The sequence below is a fragment of the Methylobacter tundripaludum SV96 genome, from assembly GCF_000190755.2.
GTDB classification, from domain to species: Bacteria; Pseudomonadota; Gammaproteobacteria; order Methylococcales; family Methylomonadaceae; genus Methylobacter_A; species Methylobacter_A tundripaludum.
The window spans coordinates 93,366-108,814 of sequence record NZ_JH109153.1 but is presented as its reverse complement, the minus strand read 5'-3'; the positions used below and the strand labels follow the sequence as shown (position 1 = coordinate 108,814).

Here is a 15,449-nt window from a genome sequence, read left to right as displayed (position 1 = left end):
TGACAAACCTGCCCGGAGCAGATTTGCATTTACCCGAAGGGTGCATGGCAGGGATAGCCATGCATGACAAATCTGCCCGGAGCAGATTTGCATTTACCCGGAGGGTGCATGGCAGGGATAGCCATGCATGAATCATTTCTTGCCCATACGAATTTTAATGACCGGGTTTTTACCGGTGTTCTCTCTTAATGAGTTGATATTATTAATTATTTTTTGATCGATAATGCAGTTTTTAATATAAGGCTTGTTCTCAAAATGAACACTTTCGACTTCCATGCCGGGTTTCAGTTGCATCCATGAAATTTCCATAACCGGACGCTCCACGGTAGTATTTTGTGATCCATTAAATAGTTTGCTGTTCTTCCATGATTTTTTAACCGTAGGTGGTTCCACAACCACATCCTCTTCAATGGATGTGTCTTCCTTGAGCACCTTAATAAAAGTGTCGATAACATCAGGATCGTAATAGCTTTCTTTTCGACTCATTAATTGATTGATCGTGGCGCTGACGGACATGGCTTCACCTGTCATTGAACCCTCAAGATAGGCGATATAGTCGCCGACCACATTCAGAATACGGGAGCCCAGGGGGATTTTTTGTTTCGCCAGACCGTCGGGAAAGCCTGAGCCGTCATAACGTTCGTATTGATGCCGGATTAAAATAGATGCGCCTTTTAATTGAGTCAATCCCTTCAATAAAGCTTCACCTTCTACCGCATGTTTTAAATAACGGCGTATGTCGATAAGAGGTATTGAGTAGTAAGGCTCTGCCAGCAAGCTATCCTGCAAACTCATCTTGCCGATTTGTATCAGCAATCCGGCATAAAAAATATTTTGCTTCTCTTCCGTGTTCATGTCCAGTTTGCGCGCAACCAACAAGGATTTTTCAGCGATATATTTCGACTGTCCGCTTTTAATGCCGGGGCGCATTTCAATAATACGTGAGAATGCCTTAATGGAATCAATATATTGCTTTTTTAGATTGTTATTTGCCCGGTCAAGATGCTGCATAGTGTTCTTGAGCTGTTCGGTACGCTGCTCGACTTTTTCTTCCAGATGTTCGTTGAGCTCTTTTAATTCTGTATTTTGTTGGAGAACAATGCCGGATAAACGATCCCGCTCCTCGCGCAGATGCTTTTGTTCCAGGGCATTGCGAACCAGTAATTTAAGTTCCTCATCATTCCAGGGCTTATTGCAGTAATTGTAAATACGGCCCTTATTGACGGCATCAATCGTTGATTGAAAATCGGCATAACCGGTCAGTAAAATGCGGATAGTCTCAGGCCATTGCATGAAAACCTGGGCTAAAAATTCCGCACCGCTCATTTCCGGCATACGCATATCGGAAATAATCAGGTCAACGGCATTTTGTCGCAATATCTCCAGCCCTTCTGCACCGCTTGAGGCAAAGTAGGCGGTATACGGTTCATTATGAAATAAGCGTCGCAAGGCTTTAAGCACATTCGCTTCATCATCGACAAACAATATGGCAGCAGATTTGTCAGGCGCGTCGCTAGCCGGGGCAATTAGCATAATAATAGCTCCGGATTTATGTTAATCGGCATGGCTGCTATGTTACGCATTTTCAAGAATCGCTCCGGCAATAGGCAGGATAATCCGAAAGGTTGTCCCTTGACCTAACTGGCTGGTCAGTTGGATTTCCCCTTGGTGTTTTTTGATAATAGTGTAGGAAACCGAAAGTCCTAATCCGGTGCCTTTACCGACCGGTTTGGTAGTAAAAAAGGGATCGAAAATTTTACTTTGGTGCTCAGCGGCTATGCCTTTGCCGGTATCGCTTATTTCCACCCACGCGCAATCGTTTTCCGTTCCGGTGCGTAAGGTGATAGTGCCTTCGTTTTCAATGGCGTGTGCGGCATTGATCAGCAAATTCATGAATACTTGGTTAAGTTGGTGTGGCAGGCATTTTACTTCAGGCAGGTCGCCATAGGCCTTAACAATTTTTGCTTTGTATTTAATTTCATTGTTAACAATATTGAGCGTACTTTCAAGTCCGGCGTGCAAATTAGTCCATTGCCAGTCATCATTGCTATCAAGGTGGGAGAAGTCTTTAAGATCTTGAATGATTTTTTTCACCCGTGTCGCGCCTTCATGCGACTCTTCCAATAAATCGAGTACATCGGTCTTCAGAAACTCCAGATCTATTTTTTGTTTAAAGGCTTTAACTTGTGCAAGTTGGTCGATATTTTCGCTGGTTGCTTCAGACTTTTCGTAAAGCGCAATCAGTGCCAGTAAATTATCGATATAGTTTTTTAAGGAGGTCAGATTGGAATTGATATAACCAATGGGATTATTGATCTCATGCGCCACGCCGGCAGCCAATTGACCGATGGACGCCATTTTCTCCGATTGCAGCAGATGCGATTGCGCTTCTTGTAATTGAGTATTCAGCAGCAACTGTTGGTTTTTTTCAAATTCCAGGGTTTGATTGGTTTTGATCAGTTCCCGGGTGCGCTTTTTAACTTCTTCTTCCAATTGCAGATTGCTGCGAGCCAGCACCGTTTCGGCTTGTTTTTGCGAGGTAATGTCCATGCCGCAACCCATCAACCCGGCAAAGCTCCCGTTCTTGCGCACTCTGGGGGCTGCTGTTTCATAGATCCAGGTGATTTTGCCGTCGGTGCTCAACAAACGGTATTGAATTTTGAATTTACTGCGTTCTTCAGCCGCACGAATATAGGTTTGGGTTACTTTGTCCCGGTCTTCAGGATGAATGGCGTTTAGCCATTGCTCGCGGCTGGGTATGTCGGGCGGTAAATTAAAAGTGGCGAACCAAAAGTGATTGCAAAAGATCGGTACATGATTAGCGTTGGTGATCCAGATTAATGCGGAAATATTTTCGGCTAATTCCTTAAAGCGGCTTTCGCTCTCGCGCAAGGCCGAGTACAGATTGCTCTGAATGATTTCGCTGTGCTCGTGTTTATCGATGCTGATTTGTGCGGCATCAATACCGCTGATCAGGCTGATCGCCATTTTTTTGTCGGTATTGAGGATATGATGGTAAAGCCAATTGACCATATAATCCATCAGGTCCACTGAGATGGCGTTAATATCGGCCTGGACTTCGAGTTGGACCACCATCATTTTCGCTACAAATTCTTTATGTTCAGCGTCATGTATGGCGTGCATCGTTGGATTGAAATTTGCAGCCGACATCAGTTGATCTTCGTGCTGAAAGTGGTACACCGTATAATCAATCAAGCCGTTTACAATTTTGATGATGGTGTCGCGGTCGGCGCCGATGGCGACAGCTTCGTCTAATTGGTTAGTTAAATCGATAAGATGTTTATGTTGCTTGTCAACGGATTCTATACCTAGTACCAGTTGATTGTTCCAATTCAAAATGGCCATATTGTTTGCAAGAAATTTAAGAAGGGGACTCTATGCATTATGGCACAATCCTTTAATGACATATTTTTTCCTGTTTAATGCAGGGTAAGGATTTGGTCGGCAAACTGTCGCCCACTGTCAGTACAATGTGCAGCTTGGTCAATTGAAACGTTGAGTAGGGTAAGCGCGGTGCAAATGGGCTCGTGTTCCTCCAGAGCGGATTTATTCGGCTGTTCAGTATTGACGATCAACAAGTTGGCGGTATAGACCAGTAATCCGAGCGACTTGGTTGTAGCGGACTCAGGATAGGTTTCATGTTGTTCAATGGCTTCTTGAATCTCCTGAGGAAAATTCCAGTAATGTGCGGCTTTGCCGCCTATGATCGTATGATTAAAGCCTAATACTTTTTGTTCTTCCTCGATTCCGAATTTTTCAGCCATTTTAACCAGTTGGCTGAATTCGTCAGGAAAAAGCATGACAATCACCAAGTCTCCGATGTCATGTAACAATCCGGCTGTGAAGGCAAAATCAGGGCTGGTAGATGTACAGTTTGCAAGTTGCCGGGTGCATTCGGCAACGGCCATGCTGTGATGCAGGAACAGGTCATAGTTAAAATCTTTATGTGGTGCAGGTAACATTCTTGAAAAACATAGACTTATCAACATGTCTTTGATTCGGTTAATGCCCAGTAACACAATGGCTTCGCGCAATGAACCTATTTCCCTGGACATGCCGTAGAAAGGTGAATTGGCAATGCGTAAAATCCGAATCACTATTGATGGGTCTTGACCAATCTTATCAACCAGCAGAGTTAAATTTTGCTTGCCGTTAATCTGCTGTAACGCTTCCATAAGCAGTGTCGGCATTGACGGCAAATTCGCCAAGCATGCAAATTTGTTTTTTAGGGCGGGCATTTCAGCTCTCCTTTAATGGCGACAAGACAATAATGATGCCTTTCGATTGGCTGATATCTCCCATTGTGTTTATTAGCACTCGTATGGAAACGCCTTCATTCAAGGTTACGATTTCGTCGTCAAGTTGTACAAGGTCACCAGGATAGATTTTTTGCAATAATTGTAAAAGCACGTCGGGTAAAGCGTCACCCGCCATAAGGCCGAGTAGGCACGTGCCGGGAGGTTGGCCGAATATTTCTTCGGCGCATTTGTTGGAGACTACTATCATATTCTGTTCGTCGATACCAATAATGCCTATCGGTAAATGCTCAAGGATTTCCTGTGAAATTTGCAATAAATTAATGCTGTGTATAATTTCGTGGGATTTATCGACTACTTTTTGTTCAAGATACTGATTCAGTATGGAAAGTTTTTCATTGGCAGAGCGAAGTTCCCGGCTTAAGCGCAAATTTTCCTGTTCCATTTCATGGTACTGAAATGCCTCGCGAATGTTATCCCGAAGTAAGTCATCATCCCAGGGTTTAGTTAGAAATTTATAAATCGCACCTTCGTTAATGGCGCTGGTGACTGATTCAAGTTCGGTATAACCGGACAATACAATGCGTAATGTCTTGGGATAAAGTAATTTAACTTTACGTAGGAATTCCACGCCGGTCATGTGCGGCATGCGTTGATCGGAAATGATGACGCCCACTTCGTGCTCCGCCAATAAGGCAAGACCTTCTTCGCCGTTATTGGCGGTCAGGATGGTATAGCCATCAGGCCGTAAAGTGCGCTTAAGGGCATTAATGATGTTGACTTCATCATCTACCAGCAGAAGGGTGCGTGAAATTTGTGATAATTCACTCATGAATGGATCTCTAAAAATTGTATTTCAGCGCCCGCCACTAGTGGAGGAGGGCTTCGAAAAATTCAAAAATCAGGACGTCTTATGCAGAATCACAACGGGTTCCAGGCAGAACGTGGAAACGAATGTATTTATATAAAATCTTGCTGATTTTTGAGCTCTTAGATTTAGACGCCGTCTCGGTATATTAGATTAGCGTCTCGGCAGAGTCGAAAGTGTCAATCATAATAGTCGCTTAGATTAATGATAATTGAACGATCCGGCCGCGCAGTTTATCTTGATAATATCAGGTTATTCTGCTTCCAAGGCATTGAGTATAGCACCTTTTTCTCCGGCAGAGGAATTGCCTGCCGGTGTGTTACCTGCTGCGTGATCAAGGCTGCGTGATCAAGTATGTGATACTGCACCGGTTGATGCCAAGGGTTGCTGGAAATGGAAGTTAGCGGTATCAATTGTGTAAATGATTGTTGCCATGCTACCGAAAAATCCTACGATGTATGATGAGTTCGGGTGTTTGAACGCAACGGGTTTCAATCGTTTATCGGGGGATTTTCTTGCTGGAGACAGGTGGTTTGAGTAAGAGGATTCAGCCTCAAAATTCGTGCCGAATCCTCTTGTTTGTTTAGCGAGTCCAATATTTCATGGCTGATTTGGATGACTATCTTTGGTAACCGTCGCTCATTCCATTGCCCAGAAAAGAACCGGCGGCGGCACCCAGTCCGGTAGCAATAGGATCGCCGCTACCCAGTTCATAGCCGAAAACACTGCCTATCACGCCTCCCGCCAATCCCTGATGGGAGCGTGGATCGGCTGAATACTGTGCCTGCCGCTGATAATAATTAACCTGGGGCTGGGGATAATAATTAATTTGCGGCGCCGGGTAATAGTTGACCTGCGGTTGCGGGTAATAGTTTATTTGCGGTTGAGGATAATAGTCGTCGTGATGGTGGTGGCCATGATGATGCCCCCAACCGTGACCACGGTGTCCCCAATCGCCATCAGCATAAGAGGGTGGTGAAAACAGGATTACAGCGGCAGTTAATTGAATTAAAAAGAGTAGCTTTTTCATGGGATTTTTCTCTCTAAATTATTGGGTTTGTTGTTAAGTTAACAAAATCAAGCGTGCCGGTTAAACAGATACGTCATTAAAATCAAATCGGGTTAGCGTCTTCCAGCGACGCCATTGCCGAGATAAGAACCTGCGGCGGCCCCCAGTCCTGTAGCAATAGGGTCGCCGTTACCTATTTCGTAGCCTAAAACGCTACCTACAACACCACCGGCCAAACCTTGGTGAGAGCGTGGATCCTGGTAGTTTGAATACCGGGGCTGTTCCGGATAATACCTAGGCCCTTCGGAATGATGATTGCGGTGTCCTCTGCCGTGACCATGACCTTCTCCCCCAGACGCGCAGGATACAGATGAATAAATAATTGCAAGCATAAACAGTGGGCTTAAAAAGAACGATTTTTTCATGAGTATCTTCCTTAAATAATTGATTTAATATAGGTCTGGATTGAGTCGGCAAAGACGGTTGGCCAGTGATAAACTTTGGATTCATATTATTCGCCTTAACCTTAATGGCCGCTTAACAAATGCAATCGTTTGATGGGTGTTAAAGCCCATTCTCGAATCACAATATCGCCAATTAATTGCCGGAATAATTCCGCTGTGTCGCTTATAATAATAGCTTACTTGAATCAATATTTACCCAATCTTAATGGCATCTTAATAAATGGAACAGTTTATCCCCGGTCAACGCTGGATTAGTAACACCGAGTCTGAGCTCGGCTTAGGTCTTATTCTTGATGTAGCGCACAAGCGGGTCACAGTGCTTTTTTTGGCGTGTGACGAAAAGCGTATGTATGCGCAAGATAACGCGCCGTTAACACGCGTCCGGTTTTCGGCAGGAGACGTTATCGAGTCGATTGATGAGTACAAAGTGATCGTCACCGGTTTAACTGAGCAGGATGGCTTGATTACCTATCTAGGTAAGGATGAGGATGGACAGGACGTTCAGCTGGACGAGGTAGAACTGAATCATCATATTCAATTTAACAAGCCCCAGGATCGGTTGTTTATCGGGCAAGTCGACCCTACTGCCTGGTTTTTGCTGCGTTATGAAACCTGGCGCAGATTGCAACAACATCAGCAATCGCCGGTTAAAGGCTTGCTGGGCGGCCGCGCCTCGCTTATTCCTCACCAGTTGTTTATTGCGCATGAATCGGCTAACCGGTCTGCGCCACGCATCATGCTGGCCGATGAAGTGGGTCTGGGTAAAACCATCGAAGCCGGTTTGATTTTGCACCATCGGCTGATTAACGGCTTGAGCAGCCGGGTCTTGATTATCGTGCCGGAAACATTGTTGCATCAATGGCTGGTGGAAATGCTCCGACGCTTTAATCTGCGTTTTAGTATTTTTGACGAGGCGCGTTGTCTCGATACCTATGCTGAAGACGACATGCTCGCTGAAGCGGAACCGGATGATGACGTTGCCGATAATCCGTTTTTAACCGAGCAATTGATTCTATGCAGTCAGGGCTTCTTTTCCAATTACCCGCGCCGCCAACAGCAGGCCATAGCGGCGGGTTGGGATATGGTGATTGTCGATGAAGCCCACCATCTGGAATGGAGCGAACAAGCGCCCAGCCCCGATTATCTGTTTGTCGAACAACTCGGCCGGATTTCCCCCAGCCTGATATTGTTGACAGCTACGCCGGAGCAATTGGGCAAGGAGAGTCATTTTGCACGGTTAAGATTGCTCGATCCCGACCGGTTTTACAGTTTCGCGGCTTTTGTGGAAGAAGAGCGCTTGTTCGAGCCGGTGGCGAACGCGGCCAAGTTGTTGCTGGCAGAGGAAGCGTTGAACGAAGCCGCGCAGCAACATTTAACCGTGCTGCTCAAAGATGACAATGTTGACGGCTTGCTGAAAAATCTGAATGATCCTGAACAATCGGCAGCGGCACGCGATGCCTTGATTAAGGTGTTGCTGGATCACCATGGCACCGGGCGGATTTTGTTTAGAAACTCGCGGCAAACCGTGCAGGGTTTTCCCGAGCGGGAACGTTATGGATATGCCTTAACCGGATCGGCTAATGTCGATGATTTGCAACAAGATCCGCGCTACGTATGGCTGGTGGACAAGGTTAAACAGTTGGCCGGTCAAAAAGCCCTGGTGATTTGTAAACAGGCGCAAACTGCGATCGATCTGGAGCAAACCCTGAAAAACCGCGCCGGTATTGCTTCGGCGGTGTTTCATGAAGGCATGAGCATTATCGAGCGCGACCGGGCGGCGGCTTACTTTGCCGACCCGGACAGCGCGGCGCGGCTGTTGATTTGTTCCGAAATCGGCAGTGAAGGCAGGAATTTTCAGTTTGTGCATCATTTGATACTGCTGGATTTGCCGACCAATCCCGATTTATTGCAACAGCGGATAGGCCGTCTTGATCGTATCGGTCAGAAACATATTATCCAGATTCATGTGCCGTATCTGGAGCATACTGAGTGTGCCGTGTTGTACCGTTGGTATGACGAAGGCCTGAATGCATTTGCCTGCAACAGTTCATCAGCCCAGCGGGTTGCCGATTTGTTGCACGATGAGCTGGCGGCGGTTTTGGATAGTAAAAATCCAGCCGACATTGATGCACTTATCGCCCGGACCCAAACACTCAGCGTCGAACTTGAAGCGCAAATGCATAACGGTCGCGATCAATTGCTGGAGTTGAATTCCTGTCGCAAGGAATTGGCCGATGAGCTTATCGAGCAGCTGAATAGCTACGAGAAAGAAGGGGTGCTTTGGCCTTATATGGAAGACGTCTTTGAATGCTACGGCGTGGATACCGAGTTTCATTCGCCCGATTGCTTTATTGTCCGTCCCAGCGACCATTTACGCGTTTCGCATTTTCCCGGATTGACTGAAGACGGCTTGACTCTGACCGTTAACCGGCAGATTGCGCTGGCGCGGGAAGACATGCAGTTCATGACCTGGGAACATCCGCTGGTTACTGCGTCGATGGATATGGTGCTGTCCAGTGAGACCGGCAACGCCGCGATCAGCGTGATCAAGCATAGCGATCTTAAAGCCGGGCAGTTTTTTCTGGAATGCTTGTTTATTGTCGAGTGCAGCGCGCCTGCCGAATTGCAAATCGGACGGTTCCTGCCCCATACCCCGATTCGCGTCTTGATCGATCAAAACCAAAAGGATGTAAGCGCGGACATTGATCATCGCGATTTGGTTGAAGTCGGCATCAAGTTTGATAAACATAAAATCATTGCTTTTTTGAACAGCCAGCGTCCGCACCTCATCAATATCTTGAGCGTGGCAGAGCAAAAAGCCAAAACCGATATGCAGCAGTTAGTCGATGAGGCGACCCAAGCCATGCTGGAATCGCTAAGCAATGAGATCAAACGTCTGGTCAGGCTGAAAAAAGTGAACCCGACCATCAGGACTGAAGAAATCGAGCAGCTAAAGGATATGACCATGCTGGCGCATGAAAACATCCAGGCCGCGCAGCTAAGACTGGATGCGGTCAGGTTTGTGATTACCAGTTGATGTTGAAGATTTACCGCGAACGAAGCTAAAAGGATTCACCACGAAGACACGAAGGACACGAAGAAAAATATAAAACTTCGTGACCTTCGTGGTGAGTTAAAAACTCTTTGTTGAAAATGATGGCAATGCATTAAACCCCAATCTATCCAATAAATTATGATAAATATCGGCAAAATAAATAAGCTGAATGTAGTTAAACAACAAGGCGCTGATGTCTACCTTGATGACGGCACCTCCGGAAAAGTGCTGCTGGCGGACAGAAAACTGCCCGCCAACTGTAAGGTCGGCGATAGTCTGGACGTATTTGTTTATGTGGATTCGGAAGGCCATCTGGCCGCCACCGCCAAAAAACCGTTAGCCGAGGTGGGTGATATTGCCTGGCTGAAAGTAGTGTCGCTTAATTATGTGGGGGCGTTTCTGGATTGGGGGCTGCCTAAAGACTTGCTGGTGCCGTTCAGTGAACAATACCATGAGATGGAAGTAGGGAGCTCTTACCTGGTCAAAGTGTTTCTCGACGACAAAAATCGCATCGCCGCGACCACCAAGATTGATAAAGTGCTCAGCGACGAATCGGTCGATTTCGAAGTCGGCCAAAAAGTGTCGTTGATCATCGCCGATGCCTCTGATTTGGGCATCAAAGCGATCATCAACAATAGCCATTGGGGCATGTTATATCAAAACGAGTTGTATCAGCCGGTCAGGAAAGGCCAGAAACTGGACGGCTACATTAAGCAGATACGGGAAGATCGTAAAATCGACCTCAGTCTGCATCAGCCGGGATACGGCAAAGTCGTATCGCTCACTGACAGCATTATAGCCAAGCTGAAAGCCAATAACGGCGAGTTGAAGCTAAGCGATAAAAGCCCTCCGGAAGCCATTTATGCAACATTCGGAGTGAGTAAGAAAGTATTTAAACAGGCGATCGGCGCACTGTATAAGCAGCAATTAATCACCATTGATAAAAGCGGAATCAAGCTTGTTGGTTGATAATCGTCAGGCACAATATCCCACCTAAGTGAAAGCTGTATGGCTAAGATCAGAACCCATTACGACAATTTAAATGTGTCGCGCAATGCACCTGCAAGCGTTATCAAGGCCGCTTATAAAGCACTTTGCCAGAAATATCATCCCGATAAATATATCGGCGGGCATGAAGAAGCGCTTCGGATAATGAAAAGTATCAATAGCGCTTATGCGGTGTTATCCGATTCCGGAAAAAGAGCGGAGCATGATCAATGGATAGACCGGCAAGAAAGGAAACGCGCGACCGATGATGCGCAGCGGATAATGACAATTATTAGCCAAAGCTATGTAGCTCCACCGGTAACGGCCACAAAAAATCTCCCCGCCTACCTTGCAACGATCAATAAACTCAGGAAAAAGGTCAGCTCGGTCGGCAATAAGGTGCGGCTTGGCAGCACCCGGGTATTCAACAAAATAAACACGGCTCTTTGGGGTAAGGGTGTTGTCGGCATCGTATTGGCGGCAACTATTTGGTATGTAGTTGACTTACAAACAACGACGGCACCGGTTAATCAAGATGTCGCGGACCGGCTGCAAAAAGCCAATCAACTGCTTAAACAGGGCCAAGTGGTCAAAGCGTTGCCGCTTTATTTGCCGCTGGCTGAGCAGGGCAATGTAGATGCGCAGTTTCAAGCAGGCATGATATACGCGATGGGAAAGGGTATCGTCGAGGATGATAAACAGGCGGCCGGCTGGCTTGGCAAAGCCGCCGGACAGGGGCATAGGGAGGCGCAAACCAAACTCGGCTTTATGTATGCGACCGGAAAAGGCGTGGCGCAAAATTATAATACGGCCGTTGATTGGTTTTACAAAGCTGCCGAACAAGGTGATGTCACTGCGCAATATAATCTGGCCCTGATGTACGCATCAGGGCAGGGGGCTGCGAAGGATAATAGCCTGGCTTTTTCCTGGTACAACAAGGCGGCTGCACAGGGCGATCCCCGCGCCCAATATAAGTTGGGCGATATGTACGCAAATGGCTTGGGAATGGAAAAAAACAACAAGCAGGCGACCGATTGGTATCGCAAGGCGGCAAAACAGGGTTTGGCGGAGGCAATCGCCGCTTTAGAAAAAGGGGGAAGTAGTGAGTAGCGGCACGATTTTCGCTCCTCACTTACTACCTGATGTTACGCAGTTAGTCGAATTTCGACCGCTTTAACATTAAGGAGTCGCTAGCGCGACACTTGATTGAATCGGGTTGTCGCACCCGAAAGCGAGTTACTTTCTTTTGCTTCGCCAAAAGAAAGTAACCAAAGAAAAGGCGACCCGGTTGCCGCTTACTTCCTGTGCTCCTCGCTTTTATCGAGGGTCAGCAGAAGGGGCTCCTGCCCCTCTGCTGACGCGCGGCATCCCTGCCGCGCCCCTAACGGGCCGCTCTCGATAAAAGCTCCGGTGCTCGGCGCGGCAAACGGGAGAAATACCATCCGTGCGTAACATCAGTTACTACTTTTCCACTAAGTAGTAATGCGAAAGTTATTAGGAAGTAAATTTATTGTGTCAAACTGGAAACGATTGCAATAACAGACAAAAATTAGGAGTCCACCTGAAATTCATCGCCAAACTGACCCCGGAAGAGGAAGTAACGTTAACCGAAGCCTATCGTAACCACCCATTATTCCGGGTTAGACAACGGGCACATGCTATCTTATTGAATAATAGAAGGTATGTAATTGCACGGCTGAGCGAATTGTTTGAGTCCCAGCATGAGACTGTCAGCTCATGGTTAGACAAATGGGAAACAGAGGGATTAATAGGGCTTTACGATTGTCCACGAAGCGGTAGGCCTGTGCGCTTCACGGTTGAGGAACAAGCCGTTTTTCTGGGCTATATTGACAAAAACCCACACCAGCCCAAGGCCGCCGCAGCACGATTGCTGGAGGAGACGGGCAAGGAAGCCAGCCTTGACACCTTTAAACGAATTTTAAAAAAAGTGCCTATGCCTGGAAACGTTGTCGGCAATCAGTGAAGGGAAAGCGTAATGAAGCAGATTTCCAACGTGATAAGGCATATCTGAAGGCCTTGAAACAGCAAGAGGATGATGGGGAATTGAAGCTTTACTACTTTGACGAATCCGGATTTAGCACGACACCCTGTGTACCCTATGGATGGCAACGGATTGGCGAGACCCGACAAATACCCTGCTATCGTAGCAAGCGCATGAATGTGTTAGGTTTTTTGAGTCGCAGCAATGATCTGTTTTTCCACAGCTCCGAACAATCGGTGACAACGGATACGGTTATCAATGCCTTTGATGCGTTTGTCGAAACGTATGCAGGCAAGTACGAAGAAACTAAAGTGCCGTGCTGTGTGGTGTTGGATAATGCTTCCATTCATCGTAGCGGCGTATTCAAAGAAAAGCTGGCGGGCTGGCAACAACGTGGTGTGTACTTACATTTTCTTCCGCCTTACAGCCCGGAGCTGAACCTGATCGAAATACTCTGGCGTAAAGTTAAGTACGAATGGTTGCCGCTTGATGCCTATCAAAGTTACGGACACTTGAAAAAGTGGGTGTTGGAAATCCTGAGTGACATCGGTAAAAAATTCCAAATAACTTTTGCGTAACTACTTACCTGCTTTTCAAGGTTTGCTTCATCTCCGGCAGCGGCATGCCGATATGATAGCCTTGGGCGTAATTGATACCCATATTCTTGAGCGCCTCCCAAATTTCCTGATTTTCGACAAATTCGGCAACGGTGAGAATGTCGATGTCCTGGCATAACCGGGACAGGTTATGCACCAACGCGTAATCCACTTTAGAGGTCAGTATGTTGCGTACGAATGCGCCATCGATCTTGACGTATTCAAAACGCAACTCACGCAAATAATGAAACGAATTATAACCGGTGCCGAAATCGTCCAGGGCAAAGGCAAAGCCTTTGCGGCGCAAATTGGTCAGGAACCGGCGCATGTTGGTCATATCGCCAATTGCATCGCGTTCCAGTAATTCAAAGACAATGCTTTCGGGGGGGAGTTCCAGTTTCTGGCAGAGTTCTTCGGCATAACCTAAAATGCCGCGGCCTTGAATTTCCTGCACCGATAAATTGATAAAAATTTTCGCGTTTGCCTCCGGGCGGTTGGCATCCATGCAAGCGCGTTTAGCGGCAAAAGAGTTGTTGATCATGGCGAGATCGAGTTCACGCGCCAAACCGTATTTGTCAATGGTTTCGATAAACATCGCTGCCGAAGTTGTTTCTCCCGTTGGAGATTTAAGTCGGGCCAGCGTTTCAAAAGCAAATAATTCGCCGGATTGGCAGTTAACAATCGATTGATAATAGGGGACGATACGCCCTTCCTTTAAGGCTTCGCGCAGGTTTTCTGCATTATCGCGCGTTTCGCGAATACTGACGCGTGTTTCCGTTGCGTCAAAGGTACAGACGCTATCTTTACCCATGTCCTTGGCTTTGTACATGGCGGCATCGACACCCTCCAACAGGGTATCTATGGTTTGCCCATCAACGGGATAGCTGGTCACGCCTATGGAGACGGTTAAATGAAAACGGTTGCCTTGTGACGATGTTATAGCCATTTCCCGTAGCGCACGGCTTACATTTTCGGCGACTACCCGCGCGCCTTCGGGGCCTGTTTCAGTCAGGATAATGGCAAACTCATCCCCGCCAATGCGGGCGCACAAATCGCCATTGCGAGTATGCTCAAGCAGGGCGTCGGCGATTGCGCACAGCGCTGTATCGCCGGTGGGGTGCCCGTAGGAGTCGTTAATGTCCTTGAAGTCGTCCAGGTCGAGCATCAAGACACTAAACTCATGTTTATGGCGCTCGGAACGACCGATTTCGTAGTGCAATATGTCATTAAACTGGCGGCGGTTGTGCAACCCGGTAAGGGGGTCATGCACTGCATAGTATTCAAGTTCCAACAGCGTACGCGATAACACCTTGCTGGACCCCACCACCATCACCATGACCGCAAGTATCGCGCGGATGACGCTGGCTTCTTGCGCGGATAGGTTGTTTTCAGCGGCGTAAGCGACCCCCAGTAAGCCCGCCAAATTGGGGGAATGATCAGGCACAGGTACACTGATCATGCGAATATTGAGATCTGTTTTGGTTTTGATTTCGGCTCCACAGTGGATATTGAATTCTTCAATATCCAGTGCCGAATCAGCGGGCAAGCCGATACTTTGAAGCATCTGTTGACTCAGTAAGCCGCGCGCCTGTGCGCGCACCTCGTCCGAGCACTGACCCAGGTAATACAAATAGAGGGATAAGCCATTCGCTTCTGCAAAAGCGATGTAAAAAAAGTTAAACGGGAAGATGGCGTAAAAATCCGCCAGAATTTCTTGCACAAACTCTTTCCATTGCGAGATGTGTTCGTGCGACAGGATGATTCGTTCCAACACCCGGCTTTGTCGTTCCAGCAAGTCTTTTTCAATCAAGACGGAAGACAGCTCAAGCAAGGTTTGGTTAAACTCGATCATCAGGTTCTGGATGTGCTGATCGCTCGATGCCCACTGCTGACTGCGTTGCCGGAATAATAAGTCAAGACTTTGATCCAGCCGGGAGCAGGTATCAATGACCTGTGAAATCGTTGGGATCATGGCAATCATGGCAATCATGGCGGCAGAGTCGTCGGTAGCCATAGTCGCCATGGCCGCTACTAATTTACTGACAATCTCTTGATGCATGTTATGGTTAAGTTCGGATAAACCTATTGCATAACGTTGGGTGTGAGTTTGATTTTCCAGGATTTCGGCAATCTGGCTGATAATTCTCAAGCGCAAGGCTTCAAGATGAGTGGGCTGCGATAGATAACTCAT

Annotated in this window: 12 protein-coding genes; 5 read left to right on the top strand and 7 right to left on the bottom strand. The window is 47.1% G+C overall.

Translation table 11 applies throughout. From position 1 onward, the window contains the following. Nucleotides 1–132 precede the first annotated feature (132 nt). The 6 genes from nosR to METTU_RS22545 all read right to left on the bottom strand — a co-directional run bounded on the left by nosR (nt 133) and on the right by METTU_RS22545 (nt 6,579). Nucleotides 133–1,533 carry a response regulator c-di-GMP phosphodiesterase, NosR family gene (gene nosR, locus METTU_RS13535; RefSeq protein ID WP_006892275.1) on the bottom strand — a complete coding sequence of 467 codons (1,401 nt, stop codon included), beginning with the start codon at nt 1,531–1,533 and terminating at the stop codon, nt 133–135. Nucleotides 1,534–1,575: 42 nt separating this feature from the next. After that, entirely contained in the window at nt 1,576–3,366 is a 1,791-nt protein-coding gene (locus METTU_RS13530; RefSeq protein WP_006892274.1) for a bacteriohemerythrin, read from the bottom strand. Nucleotides 3,367–3,440: 74 nt separating this feature from the next. Then, entirely contained in the window at nt 3,441–4,259 is an 819-nt protein-coding gene (locus METTU_RS13525; RefSeq protein ID WP_006892272.1) for an HDOD domain-containing protein, read from the bottom strand. Between the two features lies 1 nt (nt 4,260). Then, nucleotides 4,261–5,109: a response regulator gene (locus METTU_RS13520; protein WP_006892270.1), complete on the bottom strand. Its 849-nt coding sequence runs from the start codon at nt 5,107–5,109 to the stop codon at nt 4,261–4,263. Between the two features lie 655 nt (nt 5,110–5,764). Next, nucleotides 5,765–6,175 (bottom strand): glycine zipper 2TM domain-containing protein, encoded by a 411-nt coding sequence (locus METTU_RS13515; RefSeq protein WP_006892269.1) that lies wholly within the window; start codon nt 6,173–6,175, stop codon nt 5,765–5,767. Between the two features lie 92 nt (nt 6,176–6,267). Continuing rightward, entirely contained in the window at nt 6,268–6,579 is a 312-nt protein-coding gene (locus METTU_RS22545) for a glycine zipper 2TM domain-containing protein (RefSeq protein WP_006892268.1), read from the bottom strand. 259 nt (nt 6,580–6,838) lie between these two features. Here METTU_RS22545 and rapA point away from each other — a divergent pair, with 259 nt between their 5' ends. From rapA to METTU_RS24525, 5 genes are all read left to right on the top strand, one after another. Next, nucleotides 6,839–9,655, top strand: a complete 2,817-nt coding sequence (gene rapA, locus METTU_RS13510) for an RNA polymerase-associated protein RapA (protein WP_006892267.1) — start codon at nt 6,839–6,841, stop codon at nt 9,653–9,655. Between the two features lie 156 nt (nt 9,656–9,811). Next, nucleotides 9,812–10,642: a CvfB family protein gene (locus tag METTU_RS13505; RefSeq protein WP_006892266.1), complete on the top strand. Its 831-nt coding sequence runs from the start codon at nt 9,812–9,814 to the stop codon at nt 10,640–10,642. Nucleotides 10,643–10,681: 39 nt separating this feature from the next. Continuing rightward, on the top strand, nt 10,682–11,770 hold the full coding sequence (locus METTU_RS21820; RefSeq protein WP_006892265.1) for a J domain-containing protein: 1,089 nt from the start codon (nt 10,682–10,684) through the stop codon (nt 11,768–11,770). A 400-nt stretch (nt 11,771–12,170) separates the two neighbouring features. Beyond that, on the top strand, nt 12,171–12,644 hold the full coding sequence (locus METTU_RS24530) for a helix-turn-helix domain-containing protein (RefSeq protein ID WP_006893918.1): 474 nt from the start codon (nt 12,171–12,173) through the stop codon (nt 12,642–12,644). Then, nucleotides 12,641–13,240 carry an IS630 family transposase gene (locus METTU_RS24525; protein ID WP_050897783.1) on the top strand — a complete coding sequence of 200 codons (600 nt, stop codon included), beginning with the start codon at nt 12,641–12,643 and terminating at the stop codon, nt 13,238–13,240. The genes METTU_RS24530 and METTU_RS24525 overlap by 4 nt, the downstream gene beginning before the upstream one ends. A gap of 4 nt (nt 13,241–13,244) precedes the next feature. Here the strand turns inward: METTU_RS24525 and METTU_RS13485 are convergent, their stop codons facing one another. Then, nucleotides 13,245–15,449, bottom strand: a complete 2,205-nt coding sequence (locus tag METTU_RS13485; RefSeq protein ID WP_006892263.1) for a putative bifunctional diguanylate cyclase/phosphodiesterase — start codon at nt 15,447–15,449, stop codon at nt 13,245–13,247.